This is a genomic window from Sphingomonas sp. OTU376 (assembly GCF_038440415.1).
Taxonomy (GTDB): Bacteria; Pseudomonadota; Alphaproteobacteria; order Sphingomonadales; family Sphingomonadaceae; genus Sphingomonas; species Sphingomonas kyeonggiensis_A.
This window is the reverse complement of the sequence record NZ_JASATQ010000047.1, coordinates 19,364-42,986: the sequence shown is the minus strand read 5'-3', so window position 1 is coordinate 42,986 and position 23,623 is coordinate 19,364. Positions and strand designations below refer to the sequence as shown.

General features: G+C 66.1%; 24 protein-coding genes. 15 read left to right on the top strand and 9 right to left on the bottom strand.

Annotated features, from left to right (window positions below):
* Positions 1-162 precede the first annotated feature (162 nt).
* Positions 163-1,206, top strand: a complete 1,044-nt coding sequence (hrcA, locus tag AAHM44_RS17715) for a heat-inducible transcriptional repressor HrcA (protein WP_184170393.1) — start codon at positions 163-165, stop codon at positions 1,204-1,206.
* 10 nt (positions 1,207-1,216) lie between these two features.
* Positions 1,217-1,771, top strand: a complete 555-nt coding sequence (gene grpE, locus AAHM44_RS17710; RefSeq protein WP_269574257.1) for a nucleotide exchange factor GrpE — start codon at positions 1,217-1,219, stop codon at positions 1,769-1,771.
* A gap of 173 nt (positions 1,772-1,944) precedes the next feature.
* Here the strand turns inward: grpE and AAHM44_RS17705 are convergent, their stop codons facing one another.
* The gene (locus AAHM44_RS17705; protein WP_342250806.1) at positions 1,945-2,514 is read right to left on the bottom strand and encodes a TetR/AcrR family transcriptional regulator; all 570 of its coding nucleotides are present in this window, start codon (positions 2,512-2,514) and stop codon (positions 1,945-1,947) included.
* Between the two features lie 140 nt (positions 2,515-2,654).
* On the opposite strand from AAHM44_RS17705, the gene AAHM44_RS17700 reads away from it, so the two are divergent.
* The 7 genes from AAHM44_RS17700 to AAHM44_RS17670 all read left to right on the top strand — a co-directional run bounded on the left by AAHM44_RS17700 (position 2,655) and on the right by AAHM44_RS17670 (position 9,511).
* Entirely contained in the window at positions 2,655-3,623 is a 969-nt protein-coding gene (locus tag AAHM44_RS17700) for an SDR family NAD(P)-dependent oxidoreductase (RefSeq protein ID WP_342250805.1), read from the top strand.
* Between the two features lie 239 nt (positions 3,624-3,862).
* Entirely contained in the window at positions 3,863-4,300 is a 438-nt protein-coding gene (locus AAHM44_RS17695) for a DUF1003 domain-containing protein (protein ID WP_184170386.1), read from the top strand.
* An 83-nt stretch (positions 4,301-4,383) separates the two neighbouring features.
* The gene (locus AAHM44_RS17690; RefSeq protein ID WP_184170384.1) at positions 4,384-4,782 is read left to right on the top strand and encodes a hypothetical protein; all 399 of its coding nucleotides are present in this window, start codon (positions 4,384-4,386) and stop codon (positions 4,780-4,782) included.
* 54 nt (positions 4,783-4,836) lie between these two features.
* Positions 4,837-5,646: a ferredoxin--NADP reductase gene (locus AAHM44_RS17685; RefSeq protein ID WP_269576577.1), complete on the top strand. Its 810-nt coding sequence runs from the start codon at positions 4,837-4,839 to the stop codon at positions 5,644-5,646.
* A gap of 107 nt (positions 5,647-5,753) precedes the next feature.
* The gene (locus AAHM44_RS17680; protein ID WP_342250804.1) at positions 5,754-6,311 is read left to right on the top strand and encodes a hypothetical protein; all 558 of its coding nucleotides are present in this window, start codon (positions 5,754-5,756) and stop codon (positions 6,309-6,311) included.
* A gap of 49 nt (positions 6,312-6,360) precedes the next feature.
* Entirely contained in the window at positions 6,361-9,111 is a 2,751-nt protein-coding gene (locus AAHM44_RS17675) for a [protein-PII] uridylyltransferase (RefSeq protein ID WP_342250803.1), read from the top strand.
* 16 nt (positions 9,112-9,127) lie between these two features.
* Positions 9,128-9,511, top strand: coding sequence for a VOC family protein (locus AAHM44_RS17670; RefSeq protein WP_184170375.1), 384 nt, complete (start codon positions 9,128-9,130; stop codon positions 9,509-9,511).
* Positions 9,512-9,637: 126 nt separating this feature from the next.
* Here AAHM44_RS17670 and AAHM44_RS17665 read toward each other — a convergent pair whose 3' ends face one another.
* From AAHM44_RS17665 to thrS, 6 genes are all read right to left on the bottom strand, one after another.
* Positions 9,638-11,719, bottom strand: a complete 2,082-nt coding sequence (locus AAHM44_RS17665) for a sulfatase-like hydrolase/transferase (RefSeq protein WP_342250802.1) — start codon at positions 11,717-11,719, stop codon at positions 9,638-9,640.
* 70 nt (positions 11,720-11,789) lie between these two features.
* The gene (locus tag AAHM44_RS17660) at positions 11,790-12,662 is read right to left on the bottom strand and encodes a glycoside hydrolase family 16 protein (RefSeq protein WP_342250801.1); all 873 of its coding nucleotides are present in this window, start codon (positions 12,660-12,662) and stop codon (positions 11,790-11,792) included.
* Entirely contained in the window at positions 12,662-13,195 is a 534-nt protein-coding gene (gene infC / locus AAHM44_RS17655) for a translation initiation factor IF-3 (RefSeq protein WP_184170369.1), read from the bottom strand. The genes AAHM44_RS17660 and infC overlap by 1 nt, the downstream gene beginning before the upstream one ends.
* A gap of 149 nt (positions 13,196-13,344) precedes the next feature.
* Entirely contained in the window at positions 13,345-13,785 is a 441-nt protein-coding gene (locus AAHM44_RS17650) for an acetyltransferase (protein WP_342250800.1), read from the bottom strand.
* Entirely contained in the window at positions 13,785-14,111 is a 327-nt protein-coding gene (locus AAHM44_RS17645) for a YnfA family protein (protein ID WP_342250799.1), read from the bottom strand. Before AAHM44_RS17645 ends, AAHM44_RS17650 begins: the two co-directional genes overlap by 1 nt.
* Positions 14,108-16,099, bottom strand: a complete 1,992-nt coding sequence (thrS, locus tag AAHM44_RS17640) for a threonine--tRNA ligase (RefSeq protein WP_342250798.1) — start codon at positions 16,097-16,099, stop codon at positions 14,108-14,110. The genes AAHM44_RS17645 and thrS overlap by 4 nt, the downstream gene beginning before the upstream one ends.
* A 283-nt stretch (positions 16,100-16,382) precedes the next feature.
* Between thrS and AAHM44_RS17635 the strand changes: the two genes are divergently transcribed.
* Positions 16,383-16,736, top strand: a complete 354-nt coding sequence (locus AAHM44_RS17635; RefSeq protein WP_342250797.1) for a VOC family protein — start codon at positions 16,383-16,385, stop codon at positions 16,734-16,736.
* Positions 16,726-18,123 carry a class I SAM-dependent methyltransferase gene (locus tag AAHM44_RS17630; RefSeq protein WP_342250796.1) on the top strand — a complete coding sequence of 466 codons (1,398 nt, stop codon included), beginning with the start codon at positions 16,726-16,728 and terminating at the stop codon, positions 18,121-18,123. The genes AAHM44_RS17635 and AAHM44_RS17630 overlap by 11 nt, the downstream gene beginning before the upstream one ends.
* A 218-nt stretch (positions 18,124-18,341) precedes the next feature.
* Here AAHM44_RS17630 and AAHM44_RS17625 read toward each other — a convergent pair whose 3' ends face one another.
* Entirely contained in the window at positions 18,342-19,355 is a 1,014-nt protein-coding gene (locus AAHM44_RS17625) for an aldo/keto reductase (RefSeq protein ID WP_342250795.1), read from the bottom strand.
* Between the two features lie 83 nt (positions 19,356-19,438).
* Positions 19,439-20,272, bottom strand: coding sequence for an LD-carboxypeptidase (locus AAHM44_RS17620; RefSeq protein ID WP_184170348.1), 834 nt, complete (start codon positions 20,270-20,272; stop codon positions 19,439-19,441).
* Between the two features lie 40 nt (positions 20,273-20,312).
* On the opposite strand from AAHM44_RS17620, the gene AAHM44_RS17615 reads away from it, so the two are divergent.
* From AAHM44_RS17615 to AAHM44_RS17600, 4 genes are all read left to right on the top strand, one after another.
* On the top strand, positions 20,313-21,710 hold the full coding sequence (locus AAHM44_RS17615) for a glutamate ligase domain-containing protein (protein ID WP_342250794.1): 1,398 nt from the start codon (positions 20,313-20,315) through the stop codon (positions 21,708-21,710).
* 367 nt (positions 21,711-22,077) lie between these two features.
* Positions 22,078-22,500 (top strand): hypothetical protein, encoded by a 423-nt coding sequence (locus AAHM44_RS17610; protein WP_269574271.1) that lies wholly within the window; start codon positions 22,078-22,080, stop codon positions 22,498-22,500.
* Positions 22,497-22,700: a helix-turn-helix transcriptional regulator gene (locus AAHM44_RS17605; RefSeq protein WP_269574272.1), complete on the top strand. Its 204-nt coding sequence runs from the start codon at positions 22,497-22,499 to the stop codon at positions 22,698-22,700. The genes AAHM44_RS17610 and AAHM44_RS17605 overlap by 4 nt, the downstream gene beginning before the upstream one ends.
* A 2-nt stretch (positions 22,701-22,702) precedes the next feature.
* A complete protein-coding gene (locus AAHM44_RS17600; RefSeq protein ID WP_342250793.1) occupies positions 22,703-23,608 on the top strand; it encodes an alpha/beta fold hydrolase in 906 nt (301 codons plus the stop codon).
* Positions 23,609-23,623 lie beyond the last annotated feature (15 nt).

Below are 23,623 nucleotides of genomic sequence, written 5' to 3'. Positions count from 1 at the left end.
GGGGGCCCCGTTTTTACCCCCCCCCCCCCCCCCCCCCCCCCCCGCGGGGGCCCAGGGTTTCTCTGCCGACTCGCTTGTGGCCCTGGGCCCCGGCTTTCGCCCGGGAACAGTTTGCGCAACCGCAGAGGTTGGCGTGTCGAAAGTGCACGCTACATAAGCTCCATGACCACCCCGCCGATCCGCGAACTGACCGACCGCGCCCGCGACGTGTTTCGCATGGTGGTCGAGTCGTATCTCGACACCGGCGCTCCCGTCGGCTCACGGACGATCGCGCAGATCTCCGGTCTCAATCTCTCGCCCGCCTCGATCCGCAACGTGATGCAGGACCTGGAGGAGCTCGGCCTGCTCGCTGCTCCCCATACCAGCGCCGGCCGGATGCCTACCGAGACGGGCCTGCGCCTGTTCGTCGATGGCATGATGCAGGCGGCCGAACCCAGCGCCGAGGAGCGTGCCGCGATCGAGCGCAACGCGGCCGAGCGCGGTCCGGTGGAGGAGGCGCTGGCCGCAACCACCGCCGCGCTCTCGGGCCTCTCGTCCTGCGCCGGGCTGGTGCTGGTGCCCAAGGTCGAGCCATTGCTGCGCTCCTTCGGCTTCGTGCCCCTGAGTCACGACCGTGCGCTCGCCGTGCTGGTCGGCGAGGACGGTTCGGTCGAGAATCGCGTGGTCGAGCTGCCCGGGGGCATGGACCCTTCGGCGCTCCAGCGTGCCGCCAATTATCTCTCGGCCACCTTCGCCGGGCTCACCCTCAGTCAGGCGCGAGCCCGGGTCGAGCGCGAGCTGGGGGCGCAGCGCGCCGCGCTTGACAGCGCCGCTGCCGCGCTGGTTGAGCGCGGCCTTGCCGTGTGGAGCGAGGACGGCGGTCGCCGCCCCGTGCTGATCGTGCGCGGCCAGGCCCGGCTGATCGACACTGCCGCGGCGGAGGATCTCGACAAGGTCAGCCAGTTGCTCGACCAGCTCGAAGGGCAGGAGGAGATTGCGCGCCTGCTCGATTCGGCACGCGAGGGCGAAGCCACGCGCATCTTCATCGGATCCGAGAACAAGCTGTTTGCGTTGTCCGGTTCGTCGGTGATCGCCAAGCCCGTCCGTTCGCTTGACGGGCGGGTGGTCGGCGTGGTCGGCGTGATCGGGCCTACGCGGTTGAACTATGCGCGCGTCGTCCCCATGGTGGATTTCACGGCGGCCACAATGGCCCGATTACTGGCCTGAACAGGGAAATATGACGGAAGAGAACAAGGTGACGGACACCCAGGAAGAAACGCTGCGCGCGGAAACCGCGGAGGGTGCGCCCGAAGTGGCCGAGCACGATCGCCTGGCCGAGCTCGAGGCGCAGCTCGCCGAGGCGAAGTCGGCAGTGATGTATGCCCAGGCGGAGACGCAGAACGTCCGCCGCCGCGCAGAGAAGGAAGCGCAGGACGCCAAGGCCTATGCCGCGACCGGTTTCGCGCGCGACGTGCTGTCGGTGGCCGACAACCTTAGCCGCGCGCTGGCCGCGATCCCGGCCGAGCTCAAGGAAGACGAGAAGCTCAAGGGCCTGGTCACCGGCCTTGAGGCGACAGGCCGCGAGCTGGAATCGGTGTTCGGCCGCCACGGCATCACCAGGATCGTCGCGCTCGGCGAAGCGCTCGATCCCAACCGCCACCAGGCGATGATGGAAATGCCCAGCGCCGATGCGGAGCCGGGCACGATCGTGCAGGAAATCCAGTCAGGCTACATGATCCGCGATCGCCTGCTGCGCCCCGCGCTGGTCGGCGTGGCGAAGAAGCCGGACTGATCCCGGCTGCCATCGCGAGACGAAGAGGCCGGGGCAATGCTCCGGCCTTTTTCTTGCCGGAACAGTTCCCCGGCGAAAGCCGGGGCCCAGGGTTTCTCTGCCGGATCGCTTTGTTACCCTGGGCCCCGACTTTCGCCGGGGAGCAGGATGTTCGCCCCGGGGAAGAGAGGGAATTACACCCGAATCCCCGCGATCAGGATATCGATCAGCCGCCGCGCCGTATCCTGCCAGCCCGGCCCCGCGCTCGCCACGCCGGCGATCGCGCGCAGCAGGTCGATCGGATCCATGTCGAGCTTGATCTCGCCGCTCGCCACGGCGCGGTCGGTAAGCAGCGCGATCGCTTCGGGCGTGCCGCTGTTGCAGGCGGCATAGAGCGCGGCGGTGCCGCCCGTGACCGATCCGAACACTGCCGCCATGCCATATTTGGTGCCGAGATAATCGACGAACAGCAGCAGCCATTGGCGCAGCGCCTCGACCGGTGGGTGCGCCTCGCTCAGCTTCGCCGCCGCATCCGCCAGCTGCATGGTCTCGTTGCGATAGACCGCCTCGATCAGCGCGTCGCGCGTCGGGAAATGCCGATAGAGCGTACCGATGCCCACACCGGCCTCGCGCGCGATTTCCTCCAGGCTCGCACTCGGGCCCTTCTCGCCGAACACCGCCTTGGCCGTGTCGAGCAGCCGCAGCCGGTTGCGCTCGGCATCGGCGCGCGGCTTGCGGGAGGAGGAATCGCCGGTTTCGGCCACGATTATGGGATCGTCCCTTGAAAAGCGGAGGATGCCTCCGTATTTATTTCCGGAGACGCCCTCCACTTAATATTTCCCAGGTCGCCGGGCAAGGGGCTCGCGGCCGATGGAGCCGTGCGTCCGCGTGACGGAGACAGGCAATGACCCAGGTTTTCAATGCAGCTTCCACCACCGACGAAGTGCTCGCCGGCGTCGATCTCAGCGGCAAGCGCGTGCTTGTCACCGGCGTCTCGGCCGGCCTCGGGGTCGAGACGGCGCGGGTGCTGGCGGCGCATGGCGCGCAGGTGATCGGCACCGCGCGCGATCTCGCCAAGGCCGAGCGCGCTACCCAGGTCGTCCGCGACCAGGCGGCGAACGGGGGCGGTATCGAGCTGGTCGAGCTCGATCTCGCCTCGCTCGCCAGCGTGCGTGCTGCGGCGGACAGGCTTGTCGCCGATGGCCGAAGCTTCGATGTGGTGATCGCCAATGCCGGCGTCATGGCCACCCCGCTCGGCTACACCGCCGACGGCTTCGAGACTCAGTTCGGTACCAACCATCTCGGCCATTTCGTCTTCGTCAATCGCATCGCGCCGCTGATCAAGGATGGCGGCCGGCTGGTGAACCTTGCGTCCTCGGGCCATCGCTATTCGGATGTCGATCTCGAAGATCCGAACTTCGAATACACGCCCTATGAGCCGATGGTCGCCTATGGCCGCTCGAAGACCGCGAACATCCTGTTCGCCGTCGAGTTCGACCGACGCCACAAGGATCGTGGCGTCCGTGCCACCGCGCTGCACCCCGGCGGCATCCAGACCGAGCTCGGCCGCCATATCGGCCAGGAGACGCTCGAGCAGGTGCTTGCCCGGATCAATGCCGAATTGGCCGAGCAGGGCCAGCCGCCCTTCCAGTGGAAGACGATCCCGCAGGGGGCTGCCACCAGCGTCTGGGCCGGCTTCGTCGCGCCTGCCGGGGAAGTCGGCGCGCGCTATTGCGAGAACTGCCATGTCTCGCAGGTGACCGACGGCATCATCAATCCGGTCAGCGAAGGCGTACGCTCCTATGCGCTCGATCCGGAGAACGCCAAGGCGCTCTGGGCGAAGAGCGAGGAGATGGTCGGCGAGCGTTTCTGAGCCTCGCCGGAGCCGTTATTGCGAACATGACGGCTTTTTCATTTGAAATCCGCGGGCGAGGCGACCATCTCGCCCGTGGATGCACAACCGTGCACCCTTAACCGCCAGCTCCGAGAATGGGGTCATGTCCAGCAACGACCATAGTCGATCGACCGTGCCGTCCAGGGCCGCCGCGCTGAGCTGATCCGCTCACCTCCTGCGCAGCCGCCCCGGGCGGCCGGTCGGCAGTGAGGTATATTATGAACGCAGCCATCCGTTTCCTCGCGGATCTTCGCTTCTTCGGCAGCGTGGGTCGCGACCCCAACGCGCTGTTCGACGAGCGGCTGACCTTTGGCGAGAAGCTCGCCGATCGGGTCGCCGCGGTCGGCGGCTCCTGGGGATTCATCATCGGCTTCGGCCTGTTCCTCGGCGCCTGGGCGCTGCTGAACACCGTCGTGCTCGCCGCGCACGCCTTTGATCCGTTCCCCTTCATCTTCCTCAACCTGATGCTGTCGATGCTCGCCGCGCTGCAGGCCCCGATCATCATGATGAGCCAGAACCGCCAGGCGGCGAAGGACCGGTTCGAGGCGCGGCTCGACTACGAGACCAATCTGCGCGCCGAGGCGCAGATCGACAGCCTGCACCACAAGATCGACCTGCTCACCGCCGAGATAGCACGGCTTTCGCGGGTCGATTGAAAACTACGCTATTGCTAGTCATTCGCAATAAAGGGTAAGGCGATTCCACCCCGGAGATTCCGCTCCGGGGAAGGGGATCGCCTTTGTACCAGTTCCTGGATCGCTCCGCCGCCGAGCTTGCGCCCGTCGATCAGCTGTTGCTCCACGCGATGCGGCAATGGGTGGCGACGATTCGCGCCGGGCGCTGCCCGTGCAGCGTGCTCGGCCCGGTGCTGCGCGGGCGCGGACTGGTCGAGATGCTGCCCGATCTGAACATGGCGATGCTGCTCATCGAGCGCGAAAACCTGTCCCAACTTCGCTTCAAACCGCCCTTCTCGGCGGAAATAGGCGATGACGAGGCCTTGCTCCTTTCGCTGCATGCGCTAGCACGCGCCGGCGCGCAGCCGCGCGTCGACGCGGTCATCGAGCAGATCGTGAAACCCGAAGCGCGCCTTCCGCTCTCCGTGGCGGTGGCGCGTATCGCTGTTGCTTTCGCGCGTTGAAGTAAAATTACGTTGCAGCGCACCGTGAATTTGGAAAGAGCCGACCTCGTGAATATGCATGCCCGCCCGCCCATCGTCCTGCCCGAGCATCCCGCCTTCCAGACGGCTGCGGTGCGCTGGGTGAAACATTGGAACGAGCATCTGTTCAGCTTCGCGATCGAGCGTCCGGCCAGCTTCCGCTTCCGCGCCGGCGAGTTCGTGATGATCGGCCTGGAAGGCGAGGGCAAGCCGCTGATGCGCGCCTATTCGATCGCCAGCCCGACCTGGTCGGATGAGCTCGAGTTCCTTTCGATCAAGGTCGAGAACGGCCCGCTAACCTCGCGCCTTCAGCTGATCCAGCCGGGCGACCAGATCTATCTCGGCAAGAAGCCCACCGGCACGCTCGTCGCCGACGCGCTGCTGCCCGGCAAGCGCCTCTTCATGCTGTCGACCGGCACCGGCCTGGCGCCGTTCCTCAGCGTCGCGCGCGATCCGGACACCTATGAGCGGTTCGAGCAGCTGGTGATCGTCCACTCGACGCGCCGCGTCAGCGACCTCGCCTATCATGACGAGCTGACCGCGCAGCTGGCGAATGATCCGCTGGTTGCGGACCAGGCGCTGCTCCAGTTCCACTATATCCCCACCGTGACGCGCGAGCCGTTCCGCACCAGCGGCCGTATCGGCCAGCTGATCGAGAATGGCTGGCTGTTCAAGGCACCGGTCCAGGGCCATCCCGAGCTCAACCCGGAGACCGATCGCGTCATGCTCTGCGGCTCGAACGCGATGATCAAGGACTTCGCCCAGATGCTCGAAGGGCATGGTTTCGAGGAAGGCTCGAACGCCAACCCGGGCAGCTTCGTGCTGGAGCGCGCCTTCGTCGGCTGACGAACGGTCCTTTGCGACCGGGACAGACTGGCTCGCGACCGGTTCGGACGACACCTCCACGGCGGATGGCGCATAAACGCGTCATCTGTTCGTTGGAGGAATTGCCCGTGAAGTTTCGTGTGATCGCCGTTGTCGCGGCCCTGGCGCTTTCGGCCTGCGGATCGTCGGAGCGCGAGGCGGGGGATACCGCGGGTGCCGAAGCGGGCGCCGATGGCGAGGTGGTGCCGGTGCCGGCCACCGGCCTTTTCGAACTTCCCGCCGGCTTGTGGGAGCGCAAGGTTACCGCGCTTTCGGGCAAGCCGATGCCGGTTGAGCGCATTTGCATCGCTGATTCGGTTCGTGCCCGTGTGATCCCTCTTACCGAGGTTCGCCCGTTCCTGTCGGACTGCAAGCTGCTGGAGCAGTCGGAGAAAACGATGTTTGGCGTGATCTTCCGCCTCCAGTGCAGCAAGCCCAAGGCAACGGAGGTGGGCGGTAACATCACCTTCAAGGACGGCGCGCTGACGACTGCGCTCACTATCGCGAACGGAGGCACCACGCCGGCGGACCCGTCGCCGTCCAACGCGGCGATCGTCTCCAGGCGCATCGGCGATTGCCCCGCCGGCATGAAGCCGGGCGATACGGCCGACGAAAACGGCAGGATCACCGGCTCGATCGCCGGCTGATCGCCTTGGGGGAGGTGACGGGGCGAGGCTTTCGCCCTATCTCCCCCACATGTCCAACCGCTTCGACAACGTCCCGAACCGCCGCGCGCTGATCGACCGGCGCGGCGTCGCCGAGCGGCTGCACGCGCTGCAGGCCAAGGACGGCGCCAGGCTGCGTGCCGCGGGCACGAAGGAACTCAAGGCCGCGCTCGATGCGGGCCGCGCCGAGATCGCCCGGCGCCTGGCCGAACATCCTTCGCGCGGACACGAAATCGCCGCTTCGGGCGCGTTCCTGATCGACCAGCTTTTGCGCCTGCTTTGGGACTTTACGGTCGAGCGCCTCCACCCCAATCCGAATCCCAGCGCCGCCGAACGCATGGTGCTGATCGCGGTCGGCGGCTATGGCCGCGGCGAGATGGCGCCGCATTCCGATATCGATATCGGCTTCATCACCCCGTGGAAGGTCACCGGCTGGTGCGAGCAGGTGATCGAATCGATGCTCTATTCGCTGTGGGACATGCAGCTGAAGGTCGGCCATTCGTCGCGCTCGCTCGACGACATGGTACGCCAGGCCAAGGCCGATGTGACCGTGCGCACCGCGCTGCTCGAAGCGCGCTATGTGTGGGGCGATACCAGCCTCTATGACGAAGCCGCGGCGCGCTTCAAAAGCGAGGTCCAGGCCGATACCGCCCGCACCTTCATCGCCGAGAAGCTGGCCGAGCGCGAGGCGCGGCACAAGCGGATGGGCGACAGCCGCTATGTCGTCGAGCCCAATGTGAAGGAAGGCAAGGGCGGGCTGCGCGACCTGCACACGCTCTTCTGGATCGGCAAGTACGCGTACAATGTCCGCGAGACCGGCGAGCTGGTCGAGAAGGGGCTGCTGACCAAGCTCGAATATCGCCAGTTCCGCCGCGCCGAGAATTTCCTCTGGGCGGTGCGCTGCCATCTCCACCTGATCACCGGCCGCGCCGAGGACCGGCTCACGTTCGACGTCCAGCGCGAGATCGCCGAGCGGATGCGCTATTCCGATCGCCCGGGCATGTCGAAGGTCGAGCGCTTCATGCGCTTCTACTTCCTCCAGGCGAAGGCGGTGGGTGACCTCACCGGCGTGTTCCTCGCGCATCTCGACGAGAAGTTCGCCGCGCGGGGCTCGCGCTTCGGCTTCCCCCAGCTCTGGCGGCGGCCGCGCAAGCTCAAGGGCTTCACGCTCGACCGCGGGCGCCTGGCGATCCCGCGCGACGATTATTTCCGCGAGGATCCGGTGCGGCTGATCGAGCTGTTCCAGCTCGCCGACCTGCACAAGCTCGAAGTGCATCCGCTGGCGATGCGCGTGGCCGCACGGGACGCCAAGCTGGTCGACGATGTCCGCGACGATCCCCGCGCCAATGCGCTGTTCCTCGACGTGCTGACTTCGCCGCGCGATCCGGAAACGGTGCTGCGCTGGATGAACGAGGCCGGCGTGTTCGGCCGCTTCGTTCCGGACTTCGGCCGGGTCGTCGCGCAGATGCAGTTCGACATGTACCACCATTATACGGTCGATGAGCACTCGATCCGGGCAATCGGCCTGCTTGCCCAGATCGAGAAGGGCGAGCTGCGCGACGATCATCCGCTCGGCACCAGCATCTTCAAGCAGATCGCCCAGCGGCGCGCGCTCTATGTCGCGGTGCTGCTCCACGACATCGCCAAGGGGCGTGGCGGCGATCACTCGATCCTGGGTGCCGAAGTCGCCGAGCGCTTCTGTCCGCGCCTGGGCATGAGCAAGGCCGAGACCGAGACCGTTGCCTGGCTGGTACGCTGGCACCTGCTGATGTCGGCGACCGCGTTCAAGCGCGACCTGAGCGACTTCAAGACGATCCTCGATTTCGCCGGCCATGTGCAGAGCGCCGAGCGATTGCGCATGCTCCTCCTCCTCACCATCGTCGATATCCGCGCGGTGGGGCCGGGCGTGTGGAACGGCTGGAAGCGCCAGCTGCTCGCCGATCTGTTCGATGCCGCCGAGGAAGTGCTCCGCCTCGGCCACAAGCAGAAGGGCCGCAACGAGCGCATCGCCGCCAAGCAGGAAGAGCTTACCCAGGCGCTCGGCTGGGAAAGTGCCCGCATGGACGCCTTCAAGAGGCGGATGACCGAGAGCTACTGGATCGCCGAGCCGTCCGACGTGCTCGAGCGCAACGCGCGGCAGGTCGATGCCGCTGGGCAGGCGCAGCTCTCGGTGGAGGCGCAGGTCTATCCCGAGCGCGGCGCGACTCTGGTCACGGTCTATGCCGCGGACCATCCGGGCCTGTTCTATCGCATCGCCGGCGCGATCCATGTCGCCGGCGGCAACATCATCGACGCGCGCATTCACACCACGCGCGACGGCATGGCGCTCGACAATTTCCTGATCCAGGATCCGCTCGGCCGCCCGTTCGACGAGGAAGCGCGGCTCAACCGGATCAAGACGACGATCGCCGATGCGCTGGCCAATCGCGCCAAGCTGCAGGATCGCCTGAAGGCCAAGCCGCTGGTCCGGCCCCGCGCGGAAGCCTTTGCGATCGAAGCGAATGTGCTGATCGACAACAACGCGTCGAACCGCTTCACCGTGATCGAGATCAACGCGCGCGATCGGCCGGCTTTGCTCTGCCACCTCGCCTATGCGTTGTTCCAGTCGAAGGTGACGATCCATTCGGCGCATGTCGCCACCTATGGCGAGCGCGCGGTCGATACCTTCTATCTGACCGATCTGATCGGCGATAAGATCGAGAGCAGCGGCCGGTTGAAGACCATCGAGCGCCGCCTGCTCGAAGCTGCGACGGGTGATGGTACGGTGGCAGAAGCCGCCTGAGGAAAGGGGATCGGGAATGCCGGTTGTCGGGTTTGGAGGCTTCTTCTTCCGTGCGCAGGACCCCGAGGGCCTCAAGGCCTGGTATGGCGAGGTGCTGGGTGTCGGCGGCGGCTTCGGCAAGGACGAGAGCGGCCAGTCCAGCCCGTGGTTCTGGCATCCCGAGCCGGGCGGAGTCGTGTTCGAGCCGTTCAAGGCGACGACCGACTATTTCGCGCCGGACAAGAGCTATATGCTGAACTTCCGGGTGCGCGATCTCGACAGCCTGCTCGAGCAGCTCAATGCCCGCGGCATCGAGATCGTCACCAAGGACGAATGGGACACGCCCGAGACCGGGCGTTTCGCCCGCATCCACGATCCCGAGGGCAATCCGATCGAGCTTTGGGAGCCGCCGGCGCAATAAGCGTCCGGGCCGCTCTTCAAGTTGTTGGAAAAATAGGATCTCGCGCGCGCAAGGAACTTGCGTGGCGGGTCGCTGGGAACCGGTTCTTGGCCTGTACTTCGTGTACTTTCGTTTTGGTGCAAAGCGCTACAGGTCGCGCAATTCCAGCCGCCGCAGCAATTGGGCGAGCTTGTCGGCCTCCTGCTGCAGTGCCGCCGGCAGCCCCTCGCGGATCGTCGGCGGGGTCACCGCTACCTGCACCAGGTTGTTCGCCTCGATCGGGTCGCTGCGCAGGTCGTACATCTCCCATTCCTGCGGCTCGTGGCCGGAAGGGTCGAAATAGCGGACCAGCTTGAAGTCGTGGGTGCGCACCGCGCGAACGTGGTTGGGCTGCTTCACCGGCCCGCGCCGGAGCGAGACCGGCCCCTTGCCGTCGCTGCCATGGATCACGCTGTCGACCACGTCGAGATAGACGTCGAACTCCTCATAGCTGTGCCGCTCCTGCGCGGTGCGGGAGAGCGGCAGCGGCGCGGTGATGTCGTCATCGGTGATGAACAGCACGCCTTCGCGCTCCTGTCCGTCCGGCTCGACGATCGGCGTCACTGCGATTTCGCCCTTGGTGACGGCGCCGGCGATGATCGCCGACAGATCGACACCGGGCAGCGGCGGCACCGGGCGGCTCAGCGCCAGCTTCTGGCTGATCGCATGCCGCTCGTCCGCACCCACCCCGGCAAGGCCGAGGATGGTCGGCAGGATGTCGATATGGCTGGTAAGTCCGTCATATTGCGCGGGCTCCGGCGCCACGACGTCGTGGCCCAGGTCGCGCCCGCCCTTGGGGAATTGCACGACCACCGGCACGTGCAGCGCCTCCTGATAGGCGGTGTACCATTTCTCGATCATCATGCCGTGCGCCGCGGCATATTCGCCGTGATCGGTCAGGAAGACGACGATGGTGTTGTCGGCCTGGCCCGATTGCTCGAGCGCATCGAGCACGGCGTCGATGTGCTGGTCGACCACCGAATGCAGCCAGGCGTAGAATTGCAGGAACTGGACGCAGTTCGCGTCGGCGCCGCCCTGCTCCTCGGTCGCGAGCTGGAAGGGAATGCAGCTCTTCAGCGACTGTTGCAGCGCGAGCCGCTTGCGCCGCGCGGCGGCCTTTTCGGGATCGAGCGAGGGGTCGAGGTCGTGCTGGTCGAGCCAGTTCTCGCCGGCGGCGACCAGCCCATTGACGATGTTGAACCCGCCCTTGGCCGCCAGCGCGAGCCCGACCTTGTAGGCCGCCTCGTGCTGCGCGCTCGGCTTGGTCGAGAGATCCTCGTTCTGGGTTGGGGATGCGCGCGAGCAATCCTGCGGGAAGTCGAGCGGATTGAGCGGAATGCGCATCGACCCGGCGATCGGGGCGGGGGTCTTCTGGTGCTTGCCGGGGATGGTCAGCGGCCCGAAGATCGATTGGGTGCCTCTCTTGTTCTGATGGTCCGGCAGCGCCTGGGCGATCACACCGGGATAAGTGGCGATGTCGTGTGGATTGGTGAAGGAGACCACCGCGAACCAGGGCGGGATGCTGCTCACGTCCGGGCCGGTCGAGGCCGGGTCCTGCACCGCCATTTCGGCCGAGACGCGGTTATAGTTGAGCGCCAGCCCCTGGCGGCGGAGGAAGCTGCAGGCGCTGTCGGTGAAGCCGGTGTCCCGGTAGATGCCCAGATTGTTGGGCTGGGCGCCGTGCGGCTCGGGATAGCTCTCTTCCCAATCGTCGAAGCCATAGCGTTTCAGGCTGTGCTCGGGCGGGTTGGAGACGTGCCACTTGCCGAAATAATGGGTCGAGTAGCCGGCCTCGCGCATCCAGCTGCCCAGTGTCGGGATGCCGTCGGCATCGAGCCAGGGGAAGTTGGGCGAGTCGCCGTTCTTGAACAGCCCGTCGGTCTGGGTGACGCCGGTGCGGGTGCCGTACTGGCCGGTGTAGATCACCGCGCGGCTGGGCGTGCAGGCCGAGGCGGCGATCGTGTGGTTGCGCAGCACCACGGCGTTTTCGCGCAGTCGCAGCAGCCCGGGGAAATATTCGGCGTAGCGGTTATGGGTGCCGATCTCGCCCTGGAAGCCCAATATCTCCTTCAGCTCGGCGTCGAACCCGCCCTCGGCGCCATAGGCGAAGCGGGGGAAGCGATACTGGTCACAGGTAATGAGCAGGATGTTCGGACGCGCGGTGGCGTCCCCGGCAGTGCTGGTCGCCATGATTCCCTCTCCCCAAGCTGGGCGGGAGGATGCTTCACGGCCGTGCAGCCTTCAACGAGGGATGGCACCGTTATCGAGGTGTCGGCGCTTGCCAGACCCGGACATAGTCGACGTCCATCCGCGACGGGAAGGCATCGTCATCGATGCCCTTCTGCCCGCCCCAGCCGCCCACGGCGACGTTGAGGATCAGGTACTGCGGCTTGTCGAACGGCCAGGTCGCGGGATCGCCCTTATGGTCATTGTCGAAGCGCATGAAGGCGCGCCCATCGACTCCGATCAGGATGCGATCCTTGGTCCAGTCGAGCTGGTAGGTGTGGAAGGCGGTGCACGCATCCGCAAGCAGCGTATTGGCGCCGCGCTGGGTGTGGATGGCGTGGTTATAGGCCTTGGTGTGGATCGTGCCATGGACCCGGCCCTCGTCCCAGCCGACATGCTCCATGATGTCGATCTCGCCGAGCGCCGGCCAGCCTGCCTTGCCGTCGGTGCCGAGCATCCAGATCGCCGGCCACACGCCGCGCCCGCAGGCGAGCCTGGCCCGGACCTCGACAAAACCATAGGTCCAGTCGACGATGCCGGCGGTGACGACCTTGCCCGAGGCATAGTCCTGGCCGCCGAAATCGGGCTTGTCGGCCAGCCGTTCCTTGCGCGCCTCTATGACGAGATGGCCCTTCTCGACCCGGACATTTTCCGGCCGGTCGGCGGCATAATATTGGAGTTCGTTGTTGTACCAGCCCGCCTTGTTGCGGCTGGTGTCGTAGCGCCACTTCGCCGGGTCCGGGGCGGCGTGCCGGTCGAACTCGTCGGCCCATACCTGGCGATAGCCGGTGGGCACCGCCATCGGCTCGCTGGCTTCGGAAGTGGTGGAAGAGGCGGCGGTCTGTGCCGCTGCCGGCAGGGGAAGGGCGGCGAGGGCCGCGATCAGCAGCCCTCGCGCCTTGTGCATCACTTGGGTGCCAGCACCATCAGCATCTGGCGACCTTCCATGCGCGGATAGGACTCGACCTTCGCGTCCTCGGCGCAGTCTTCCTGCACACGCTTGAGCAGGATCATGCCGAGCTGGCCATGGCTGAGCTCACGACCGCGGAAGCGCAGGGTGACCTTCACCTTGTCGCCTTCGCCGATGAACTTGTGGATGGCCTTCATCTTCACGTCGTAATCGTGATCGTCGATGTTCGGACGCATCTTGATCTCTTTGATCTCCTGCGTCTTCTGGCTCTTGCGGGCGAGGTTGGCCTTCTTCTGCGCCTCGTACTTGAACTTGCCGACGTCGAGGAACTTGGCAACGGGCGGATCAGCGTTGGGCGACACTTCGACAAGGTCGAGCCCAAGCTCCTGCGCCTGTTCCATCGCCTCGCGCGTGTACATCACGCCGAGATTTTCGCCCTCATGGTCGATCACGCGGACCTTGGGCGACTGAATGAATTCGTTAAACCGCGGACCGTTCATCGGCGGTGCCACCATCGAGCGGCGATTCATGGGCGGACGTATACGACTTGCTCCTGTTGTTGCAGACTCAGGGTTTGGGCGGCTCAATAACGCAGTAAGGGGCAAATCGGTAGCCCGGCGACCGCGTTTCCGCCGAAATTCCGCGCACTGTGGCGTGGACGTAACGCTGATATCGGGTTTTAGCCGACATAACGCAAGTGGAGGATGGGATAAGGCCGCCCTGCAGGATCGCTTTCCGAGCGACCGATGACCTCGAAGCCGCGTGCGATATAGAAGGGCAGGGCATTGTCCGCCTGTTCGTTGGCATCGACCAGTAGGTCCGGAGACAGGGACAGGGCGTGTGCTACCAGGGCACTGCCAAGGCCGCGGCCATGCGCGGCCGGATCGACGAACAATGCGTCGATCATGGCCCCGTCCATGGCGAGGAAGCCCTGAACCACCCCGGCATTGTCCTCGACCAGCCAAAGCGGTGCCTGGGGCAGGAACTGCTCCGCGACCATGGTGTCGATCTCGGCGCGGTGTTCGGCAGAGAGGAAGCCATGGGTGGCATCCACCGCCGCGCGCCAGATAGCCAGTGCACGGGGTACATCGGCTTTGGTGCCAAGACGAATGCGGGGCATCAGCGGCGTCCCCACAGGATCACCAGGCAACCTGCCACTGCCAGCGCGGCGCCGGCCATGTCCCAGCGCGTGGGCATCACGCGTTCGACCAGCACCATCCAGCCGAGCGAGGCGAGGATGTAGATCCCGCCATAGGCGGCATAGGCCCGCCCGGCCGCATCGGCGCTGCTCAACGTCAGCAGCCAGGCGAACAGGGCGAGCGATACGCCGCCGGGGATCAACCACCACGCCGATTTGTCCAGCCGCAGCACCGCCCAGAAGGCGAAGCAGCCCGCGATCTCGGCCAGCGCGGCGCCGGCATAGATCGCGAGCGTTGCCGGGTTCATGCCAGGTCGGGCGGAGTCGCCTCGGCCACCAGCCTGGCCACCGCTTCGTCGAGGCTCAGCATCTGCTGGCCCTGGCTGCCCAGTACGCGCAACGCCACGGTGCCTTCTTCGGCCTCGCGCTTGCCGACGACGAGCAGGTTGGGAACCTTGGCCACCGAATGCTCGCGGACCTTGTAGTTGATCTTCTCGTTGCGAAGATCGGTCTCGACGCGGATGCCGACGGCCTGGAGCTTCCTGGCGACTTCCTTCGCATAATCGTCCGCATCGGAGACGATCGTCGCGACCACCGCCTGGGTCGGCGCGAGCCAGGTCGGCAGCTTGCCGGCGAAATGCTCGATCAGGATGCCGATGAAGCGCTCATAGGACCCGAAGATCGCGCGGTGGAGCATCACCGGGCGGTGACGCTCGCCATCCTCGGCGACGTAGGACGCGTCGAGACGCTCGGGCAGCACGCGGTCCGACTGGATCGTGCCGACCTGCCAGGTGCGGCCGATCGCGTCGGTCAGGTGCCACTCCAGCTTCGGCGCATAGAAGGCACCTTCGCCGGGCAGCTCTTCCCAGCCATATTCCTCGGTCGCCATGCCGGCGCGGACCACGGCGTCGCGCAGCTCGGCCTCGGCCTGGTCCCACATCTCCTCGGTGCCGAAGCGATTCTCGGGGCGCAGTGCCAGCTTGATGGAATAGGTGAAGCCGAAGTCCTTGTAGACGCGGTCGGCGAGCTGGCAGAAATCCTGCACCTCGTCGACGATCTGGTCCTCACGGCAGAAGATATGGCCGTCGTCCTGGGTGAACTGGCGGACGCGCATCAGCCCGTGCAGCGCGCCGTGCGGCTCGTTGCGGTGGCAGCAGCCATTCTCGACGAGCCGCAGCGGCAGGTCGCGATACGACTTGATGCCCTGCTTGAAGATCAAGATGTGCGCCGGGCAGTTCATCGGCTTGAGCGCCATCCACTGCACGTCTTCCGACACCATCGGGCCTTCGTCCTCGATGTTCGGGGTCTCGTCGGGGATGACGAACATGTTCTCGCGATACTTGCCCCAGTGGCCGGACTGCTCCCACTGGCGCGCGTCCATCACCTGCGGGGTCTTCACCTCGCGGCTGCCCGCGGCGTTGACCGCACGGCGCATATAATCCTCGAGCGCGCGGTAGATGACATAGCCGTTCGGGTGCCAGAACACCGAGCCATGCGCTTCCTGCTGGAGGTGGAACAGGTCCATCTCCTGGCCGAGCTTGCGGTGGTCGCGCTTGGCGGCCTCCTCGAGGCGCATCATGTGCTCGTCGAGCTGCTTCTTGTTGAGCCAGCCCGTGCCATAGATGCGCGAGAGCATCGCGTTCTTCTGGTCGCCGCGCCAATAGGCGCCCGAAACGCGCGTCAGCTTGAAGGCGTTGGGATCGACCTTGCCGGTAGAGGCGAGGTGCGGGCCGCGGCACATGTCGAGCCAGGCGTCCTCGCCCTTGCCGGCGCGGTAGACGGTCAGCTCTTCGCCCTCGGGCAGTTCCCGCGCCCATTCGGCCTTGAAGGTCTCGCCCTGCCTGGTCCAGCGATCGATCAGCTGCTGGCGCGACCAGACCTCGCGGATCAGCGGCTCGTTCTTGCCGATGATCTTGCGCATCTCGGCTTCGATCGCCGGCAGGTCCTCTTCGGTAAAGGGACGGTCCTTGGGGGCGAAGTCGTAATAGAAGCCGTCGTCGGTCGCAGGGCCGAAGGTGATCTGCGTGCCCGGGAAGAGGTTCTGCACCGCTTCCGCCAGGATATGTGCGAAGTCGTGGCGGGCGAGCTCGAGCGCGTCCTTCTCGTCCTTCGCGGTGACCAAAGCGAGCTGGGCGTCGCCCTCGAACGGACGGCCGATGTCGCGCAGCTCGCCATCGACGCGCGCGGCGAGCGCCGCCTTGGCCAGACCCGGACCGATCGCCGCGGCGATGTCCGCCGGGGTAGTCCCCGGGGCTACCTCGCGGACGGAACCGTCGGGCAGCGTAATGCGGAACATCTCGGACACGGGTTTGACTTTCGTGAAGGGGTGATTGGAGCGCGGCTTATGCCTTCGCGGGTGCGATATAGGCAAGCACTCGTGAAATTGCTTGTGCGAAGCCCCAAAGTGAAGGGAGTCGGGGCAAATCATTTCACTTTGTCCGCTGGACGGGAACGATGCTTTCCGGTGCGTCCGAAAAAATCGCGCCCTGGCCATGCCGAACGGCGTGGCAGACGAAATCCTACATTGGAAGCCGGTTTCGAGATGGCGTAGGGCCGGACACGAACGAAAGAGAGTCGAGATGGACAGTCAGCGCGCGACCACGATCCTGCCCTGCAATGACCTGGATGCCAGCCTCGCCTTTTACGAGCGGCTGGGGTTCCGCTTGGCCAGCGATTATGGTGACTACAAGATTCTGGACGACGGCAAGGGGTGGCACCTGCACCTCAACAAGGCGGTGCTCGGCTGGCTGGTGCCGGGGCACAATCCCTTTGGCATCTATCTCTACACCGATGACGTCGACGCGATGGCGGACCGGGTGCGCGAGCACATCATCGAGAAGGAGGGGCCGAGCCTGAAGCCCTGGGGTTGCTACGAGTTCGCGGTGAGCGATCCGGACGGCACGCTGGTGAGGATCGGCCGCATTGCATCCTGAAGCCGGGCAATTGCTGCGCATGGCGGCCGATGCCGCCAACCAGGGCGCGTTCAACCAGGCGCTGCCGATGCTGAGCCATGCGCTGACGCTCGATTTCGAGGCGACGGCGCCGGCCTATGCGGAGCTGCTGTCGCACCTGTCGCTGACCGGCTGGCCGACCCAGCTGGAGGCGGACCTGGTGACCTGTCTGCATGCGCGCACGGTCGATCCGCAGGCATTGGCGCGGACGACGGCACGCATGCTGCTGGTGAAATATCCCGAGCCGATAGTGGCGGAGGACGCGCTGTGGATCGCGTTCCTCACGCGCTGCATCAACGTCGATCCGGCGATGGAGGCGCGGCTGGCCTGGTTGGCGGGAGAGACGCTGCCGGAAGGGCTGCGGGCGGCGCTGGCGGTGCAGGCCTTTGCCGGTGAGTATGTGTGGGGCGGAGAGGGGCTGGGCGTTCCTCCCGAGGCAGTCGCCGCGCTGGCCGAGGAGCAGGCGCTGACTGAGGCGATGCCGTCGCTCGGCCCATCGGGGGACGCCGTATCGGATAGGGTGCGTGCGCAGTACGAGGCCAATCCCTATCCGCGCTGGCGCGCGCCTGCGGGCCGGCAGCGCGTGTCGGTAGCCGCGCACCTCGCCGCGTTGGGCGCCCCGCAGGCCGAGCCGCTCGCGGTGCTGGTCGCCGGCTGCGGCACCGGGTTCGAGCCGATCGACCTGGCGCGGATGGACCCGTCTCTGACGATCACCGCGCTGGACCTGAGCGGCGCCAGCCTCGCCTATGGCCAGCGCATGGCCAGCAGGCTGGGGGTGCAGGCGGTACGCTTCGTGCAGGGCGACATCCTCGATATTGCCGAACTGGGCCAGCGCTTCGGGCTGGTGAACTGTACCGGCGTGCTACACCATATGGAGCGGCCCGAGGACGGGCTGGCCGCGCTGACCGGCGTATTGGAACCGGGTGGGGTGGTGCGGCTTGCGCTCTACAGCGAGCGTGCGCGGGGCTGGGTTGCCGAGGCGCAGCGGGTGATCGCCGAGCATGGCTGGGATGCGAGTGCAGAGGGCATCCGCGCGTTCCGTGCGCATGTGCTGGCGCTGCCGCCGGAAAAGCCGCTTTCCCGGCTGCGGGAAAGCGACGACTTCTACACGCTGAGCGGGTGCCGCGACCTGTGCTTCCATGTCCGCGAGCATTGGTACCGGCTGCCCGCGATTGGCGAGATGCTCACCGCCGCCGGGCTGGAGCTGCTGATGCTCGATGCCCCGCCCGATGCGCAGGGCCTGTTCACGCGGCTCTTCGGGACCGGCGGCGACCGGCGCAGCCTCGCCCTATGGGACCAGGTGGAGGCAACTGCGCCGCATCTGTTCGCGGGGATGTTTCATTTGTGGGCGAAGCGGGTGGCCGGATAGCGAACCGCCAAAGGTTTTCCGCAAAACTCTATTCTCCGCCATCCCCGCGAAGGCGGGGATCCAGAGCCAAGGGTGAAAGGTTCGCGGCCCTGCCAGAGGTTTCCGGCAGTGGATGGCCTCGATTGCTTCGGCATCGCAAACTACCCTGGATCCCCGCCTTCGCGGGGATGACGAGTTGGAGTCCGGGATGGCAGGTATGGATTGCCCGGCCTCCCACCTCACCCGTCGATCGGCAACGGGGCATCCGGCGAAACCAGCCCTGCCTCGCGCAGTTCGCGCCAGAAATCGGCGGGAATCGCTTCGTTGAGCGCGGCATGGTCCTCGGCGAGGCGGCTCGGCTTGCTCGCGCCGGGGATCACTGCAGCGACTGCTGGATTGGCCAACGAGAATTGCAGGCCCGCCGCCTTCATGCTCACGCCATGGCGGTCGGCGATCGCCCTGATCCGGGCGACCTTGTCTAGCATCGCCTGGGGCGCCGGGGCATATTCGAAATGCGCACCGCCGACGAGCACGCCCGAGCTGTAAGGCCCGCCGACGACGATGCCGAGGCCGCGTTCGGCGACCTTGGGCATCAGCCGCTGCAGGGCGCGCTCGTGGTCGAGCAGCGTATAGCGGCCGGCGAGCAGGAAACCGTCCGGGCGCGGTTCCTCCAGGTCGAGCAGCAGCTCGCAGGCCTCGACCTTGTTCACGCCCAGGCCCCAGGCCTTGATCACGCCTTCGTCGCGCAAGCGGTCGAGCGTGCGGAAAGCGCCCTTGCGCGCCTCGGCGAAGCGGTCGACCCATTCGTCGCGGTAGAAATCCTGGGCGAGGTCATGGACGAAGACGATCTCGATGCGATCGGTCTTGAGCCGCTTCAGGCTGTCCTCGATCGAGCGCATCGTCGCGTCGGCCGAATAGTCGTTCACTACCTTGTTGGCGCGGCCATGGGCGAAGACGCCGGCCTTCTCGCCCTGGTCGCGTGCGCTGACATCCTCTAGCTCGTCGAGGATGACGCGGCCGACCTTGGTGCTGATCACATATTCGTCGCGCGGGCGGCTGCCCAGCACTTCGCCCATGCGGATCTCGGCCAGGCCGGCGCCGTAGAGCGGGGCGGTATCGTAATAGCGGATGCCCTGGTTCCAGGCGGCATCGACGGTGGCGAGCGCTTCCTCCTCGGGGATGTCGCGGAACATGTTGCCGAGCGGCGCGGCGCCGAAGCCGAGCTTGCCGGGTAGGATGTCCTTGATCGCCATGTCACGCTGCCCTTTTCCGAAGCCTTGTCGAGCCCGGCAGATAGGTAGCAGCGCCTGCGCGCGAAAGACCCGTACGGGTAGGGTTAGAGCAGCCCGAAGGGCACCACCCGGTTCAGGCGGACATGGCCGATCTCGGCGCGGCCGAGATAGGGCACGCCCATGTCATGGCACCAGCGCAGGATCATCTGGTCGATCGTCTCGCCGAAGCTGTAGTTGCCTGCGGCCTCGCCATTGTCCTTGACGGCTGAGACCGCGCCCAGCCGCACGCCGGCAATGCCCTTGAGCTGGGTAGCGTGCGCCATCTGGAACATCATCCGGTCGATCCGGTAGAGCGGCTCGTCCACTTCCTCGATGTAGAGGACATGGTCGGTCAGGTCGGGCAGGTATTTGGTGCCGATCAGCGCATTGAGGATCGACAGGTTGAACGCGGCGGCGGGGCGGCCATCGGCCAGCGCCGGCTCCAGGCCGCGCTTGTCGCCGTCGATCAGCCAGCCGAGCACCCAGCCTTCGGAAACGCCCTCATCATGCTGGCCGAGGCCCGAGGACATCGATCCGTGCGCGACGCGGCCGACCCGCGCGGCATAGAGCGCGCCGAGCATGAAGCCCATGTCCGAGAAGCCGATATAGGTCTTGTGCCGCGCGGCCGAACCGAGCTTTGGCATCACCATGTCGAGGATGCGATTGGAGCCATAGCCGCCGCGCGCGAACCAGATCGCGTCGAACGCCGGATCATTGGCATATTCGAGGAAGGCGGCGGCGCGCTGTTCGTCGGTGCCGGCGAAATGGCCCCATTCGAGATAGCATTGCGGATGGAACACGATCTCGTGCTCGGGGTAGGTCAGCGCCATGAACGCGGATAGCCTGGCCGAGGATTCCCGGCTGACTGTCCTTGCTGGTGCGACGACTCCGATACGCATGCCTTGCCCCTTTGCTTCGAATTGCCGATAGCGCGAGGCCATGGAGCATCGCAAACCTTACTTCTTCGTCGGCATCGGTGGATCGGGGATGATGCCGCTGGCGATGATCCTGGCCGGGCAGGGCGCCAGCGTGGCAGGATCGGACCGCAGCCTCGATTCGGGGCGGCTGCCGGCCAAGTTCGATTTCCTGAAGGCCAGCGGAATCGGCCTGTTCCCGCAGGACGGGAGCGGGATCAGCTCAAGCGAGCAGATCGTCGTCGCCTCCGCCGCGATCGAGGAGACCGTGCCCGATGCCCGCCGCGCCGCCGAGCTGGGCAATCCGCGGATGACGCGGGCCGAGCTCAACGCCGCGCTGTTCAACGGCTCGCCGGCGTCGATCGGCGTGGCAGGCACCAGCGGCAAGTCGACCGTCACCGGCATGATCGGCTGGATCCTCCATGCGCTGGGCCGCGATCCCACGGTGATGAACGGTGCGGTGATGAAGAATTTCGTCACTCCCGATGCGCCCTTTGCCAGCGCGCTGGTCGGCAGCGGCGCCGCCTATGTTAGCGAAGTCGACGAGAGCGACGGATCGATCGCGCTCTATCGCCCGCATGTCGCGGTACTCAACAATGTCAGCCTCGATCACCTCCCGATGGAGAAGCTGATCGAGCTGTTCGGGGCGTTCATCGCCCGATCGGGCAAGGCAGTGATCAATCTCGACAATGGCGAGGGCGCGCTGCTGGCGGCGACGATGCCGCGTGACCGGCTGGTGACCTTCGCGATCGGCTCGGCTGCGGACCTGACGGCGATCAACCTGCGCGAGCAGCGCTATGGCATCGCGTTCGAGCTGGCGCGCGAGGGCGAGCCCTCGATCCCGGTGACGCTGCAAGTGCCGGGCAAGCACAATGTCTCGAATGCGCTGGCGGCGATCAGCGCGGCGCTGGCGGCGGGGATCGCGCTTGAGGATGCGGCGCAGGCGATCCAGGGATTCCAGGGGCTCAAGCGCCGCTTCGAACTGGTCGGCGAGGCGAACGAGATCGCGGTGATCGACGATTTCGGGCACAATCCGGACAAGATCGCCGCGACGCTGGACACGCTCCACACCTTTGAAGGGCGGTTGCTGCTGCTGTTCCAGCCGCATGGCTATGGCCCGCTCCGGGTAATGCGGCGCGAGTTGGTGGCGATGTTCGCCGAGAAGCTGGGCGCCGAGGACGTGCTGGTAATGCCCGACCCGGTCTATCAGGGCGGCACGACCAATCGCGAAGTGACCAGCGCGGACATCATCGCCGATGTCGCGGCTACGGGGCGCAACGCGGTGCACATTCCTGACCGGGCGGCGGCAGCGGCGCATCTGGTGGCGATCGCACGACCGGGGGACCGGATCGTGGTGATGGGCGCGCGCGACGACACGCTCAGCCAGCTGGCAGCCGAAATGCTCGGGCGGCTCACACATTAAAAATAGGCAATAATTCTTCGTATATTCAGAAAGTTGTAGACTTTGTGTGCGCTGCAATGTCACCTTCCCCTCAGATTCCGGGGAGGCGGCATATGCGGTTGCTGCAGCCAGTCTTTTGCGTGTTCGGCAAACACCATCGCAGCCGTGGGCGCGCATGGAATGACGGCTCGACCTTTCGATCCTGGTGCGAGGGCTGCGGCAAGCCGATGATCCGCGACATGCGGGGCTGGAGCGTTGATCCCGACCCTCCCGTTGGAAAGCAGCATTAGCAGTTAGTCGTCGATGCTTTCCGATATGGAAAGTCCCATTGACATATCTGTCATTTGTTGAGTAAAGCGTCCTTGACTGATTCGAAAGGACGCTTGACATGAAGACAAGTACGGTTGCCGGCCGCCGCTATCTGAAGCGGTTCGTTCCGACGATGATCGCCTATGTCGTCGTGCTGTTCGCCTGCGTCTGGGCGCTCAAGGAATTGCATCCGACCGGCGTGGCGCTGGTCACCCTCTCGGTTCTGCCGGCGCTCCCCGTCATCGGCGTGATCGTCGTGATGGGGCTCTATCTTCTCGAGGAAACCGACGAGTTCCAGCGCCAGCGCATCGCCGCCTGCATGTTGTTCGGCACCGGCGTGCTGCTGGCCGCGGTCACCATATATGGCTTCCTCACCAATGGCGGCGCGGTTCAGCCCGATCCGGATATCGCGATCTGGGGCTTCCCGCTCTGGTGCGGTTCCTGGGGGATCGCGCAGTGCGTGATGACCTGGCGCGACCGGTTGGCGGGAGGCGGCGAATGATCAATCGCCTCCGCGTGCTGCGCGCCGAGCGGGCGTGGAGCCAACAGGACCTGGCCGAGCGGCTCGAGGTCTCCCGCCAGAGTGTCAATGCGATCGAGACCGGCCGCTACGACCCCTCGCTCCCGCTCGCCTTCAAGATCGCCGACCTGTTCGGCCTGACCATCGAAGAGATCTTCACCAATCCCAACCGCAAGGACTGACCATGATCCGTCGCATTGCCTTCGCCCTGCTCGCAACCGCCAGCATCCCGATGATCCTGCACGCCCCCGCTGCGCATGCCGTGGCCGCCCCGGCCAGCCTGATCCAGATGGATCACATTTCGGTGCAGGTGATCGGCAAGGGTAGCCCGGTGATCCTGATCCCCGGCCTCTCCAGCCCGCGTGCGGTATGGGACGGCGTGGCGCCCGAGCTGGCGAAGACCCACACCGTCTATCTCGTCCAGGTCAACGGCTTTGGCGGCGATGCGCCGGGGGCCAATCTGGGGCAGGCCATCCTGCCGGGGATGGTCGCCGATCTGCACAGGCTGGTCACGGAGCAGAGGATCGCCGGTGCCGCGGTGGTCGGCCATTCGATGGGCGGGCTGCTCGCGCTGATGCTCGCCCAGGCGCATCCTGGCGATGTCGGCAGAGCGCTGATCGTCGATGCGCTGCCCTTTGTCGGTTCGGCCTTTGTGCCGGGCTCGACGGTGGCGACAGTGAAGCCCCAGGCCGAGGCGATGCGCGCCCAGATGGCGGGGCTCTACGGCAAGCCGCTGCCCGAGGCGGTGGGGCAGGCGATCGCGCGCCAGAACGCGCTCAAGCCGGCCTCGCAGGCGCAGGTCGCCGCCTGGATGGCAAAGGCGGACATGCGCGTCTCGGGCCAGGCGCTGTTCGAGGATATGCAGGTCGACCTGCGCCCGCAGCTCAAGGACATCGTCACGCCGGTCACGGTGATCGTTCCCTGGTCGCCGGAACGTGGCGGCGAGACGGTGACGCTCGATTTCTACAAGCGCGAATATGCCGGCACGGCGAAGCTCGCGCTCACCGGGGTTGGCGACAGCGGGCACTTCGTCATGCTCGACCAGCCCGATGCGTTCCGCGCGGCGCTGACTGCGTGGCTGGCGGGCTGAGCCGATAAAGAAGGG

Bases quoted from the DNA above. Each gene is read 5' to 3' on its own strand.
- AAHM44_RS17645 (WP_342250799.1), bottom strand. From the start codon at position 14,111: ATGAACCCGGCAACGCTCGCGATCTATGCCGGCGCCGCGCTGGCCGAG.
- AAHM44_RS17695 (WP_184170386.1), top strand. From the start codon at position 3,863: ATGAACGCAGCCATCCGTTTCCTCGCGGATCTTCGCTTCTTCGGCAGC.
- AAHM44_RS17605 (WP_269574272.1), top strand. From the start codon at position 22,497: ATGATCAATCGCCTCCGCGTGCTGCGCGCCGAGCGGGCGTGGAGCCAA.
- AAHM44_RS17675 (WP_342250803.1), top strand. From the start codon at position 6,361: ATGTCCAACCGCTTCGACAACGTCCCGAACCGCCGCGCGCTGATCGAC.
- AAHM44_RS17635 (WP_342250797.1), top strand. From the start codon at position 16,383: ATGGACAGTCAGCGCGCGACCACGATCCTGCCCTGCAATGACCTGGAT.
- AAHM44_RS17615 (WP_342250794.1), top strand. From the start codon at position 20,313: ATGGAGCATCGCAAACCTTACTTCTTCGTCGGCATCGGTGGATCGGGG.
- AAHM44_RS17700 (WP_342250805.1), top strand. From the start codon at position 2,655: ATGACCCAGGTTTTCAATGCAGCTTCCACCACCGACGAAGTGCTCGCC.
- AAHM44_RS17650 (WP_342250800.1), bottom strand. From the start codon at position 13,785: ATGCCCCGCATTCGTCTTGGCACCAAAGCCGATGTACCCCGTGCACTG.
- AAHM44_RS17660 (WP_342250801.1), bottom strand. From the start codon at position 12,662: ATGCACAAGGCGCGAGGGCTGCTGATCGCGGCCCTCGCCGCCCTTCCC.
- AAHM44_RS17670 (WP_184170375.1), top strand. From the start codon at position 9,128: ATGCCGGTTGTCGGGTTTGGAGGCTTCTTCTTCCGTGCGCAGGACCCC.
- thrS (WP_342250798.1), bottom strand. From the start codon at position 16,099: ATGTTCCGCATTACGCTGCCCGACGGTTCCGTCCGCGAGGTAGCCCCG.
- AAHM44_RS17685 (WP_269576577.1), top strand. From the start codon at position 4,837: ATGCATGCCCGCCCGCCCATCGTCCTGCCCGAGCATCCCGCCTTCCAG.
- grpE (WP_269574257.1), top strand. From the start codon at position 1,217: ATGACGGAAGAGAACAAGGTGACGGACACCCAGGAAGAAACGCTGCGC.
- AAHM44_RS17620 (WP_184170348.1), bottom strand. From the start codon at position 20,272: ATGCGTATCGGAGTCGTCGCACCAGCAAGGACAGTCAGCCGGGAATCC.
- AAHM44_RS17610 (WP_269574271.1), top strand. From the start codon at position 22,078: ATGAAGACAAGTACGGTTGCCGGCCGCCGCTATCTGAAGCGGTTCGTT.
- AAHM44_RS17600 (WP_342250793.1), top strand. From the start codon at position 22,703: ATGATCCGTCGCATTGCCTTCGCCCTGCTCGCAACCGCCAGCATCCCG.
- hrcA (WP_184170393.1), top strand. From the start codon at position 163: ATGACCACCCCGCCGATCCGCGAACTGACCGACCGCGCCCGCGACGTG.
- infC (WP_184170369.1), bottom strand. From the start codon at position 13,195: ATGAATCGCCGCTCGATGGTGGCACCGCCGATGAACGGTCCGCGGTTT.
- AAHM44_RS17625 (WP_342250795.1), bottom strand. From the start codon at position 19,355: ATGGCGATCAAGGACATCCTACCCGGCAAGCTCGGCTTCGGCGCCGCG.
- AAHM44_RS17665 (WP_342250802.1), bottom strand. From the start codon at position 11,719: ATGGCGACCAGCACTGCCGGGGACGCCACCGCGCGTCCGAACATCCTG.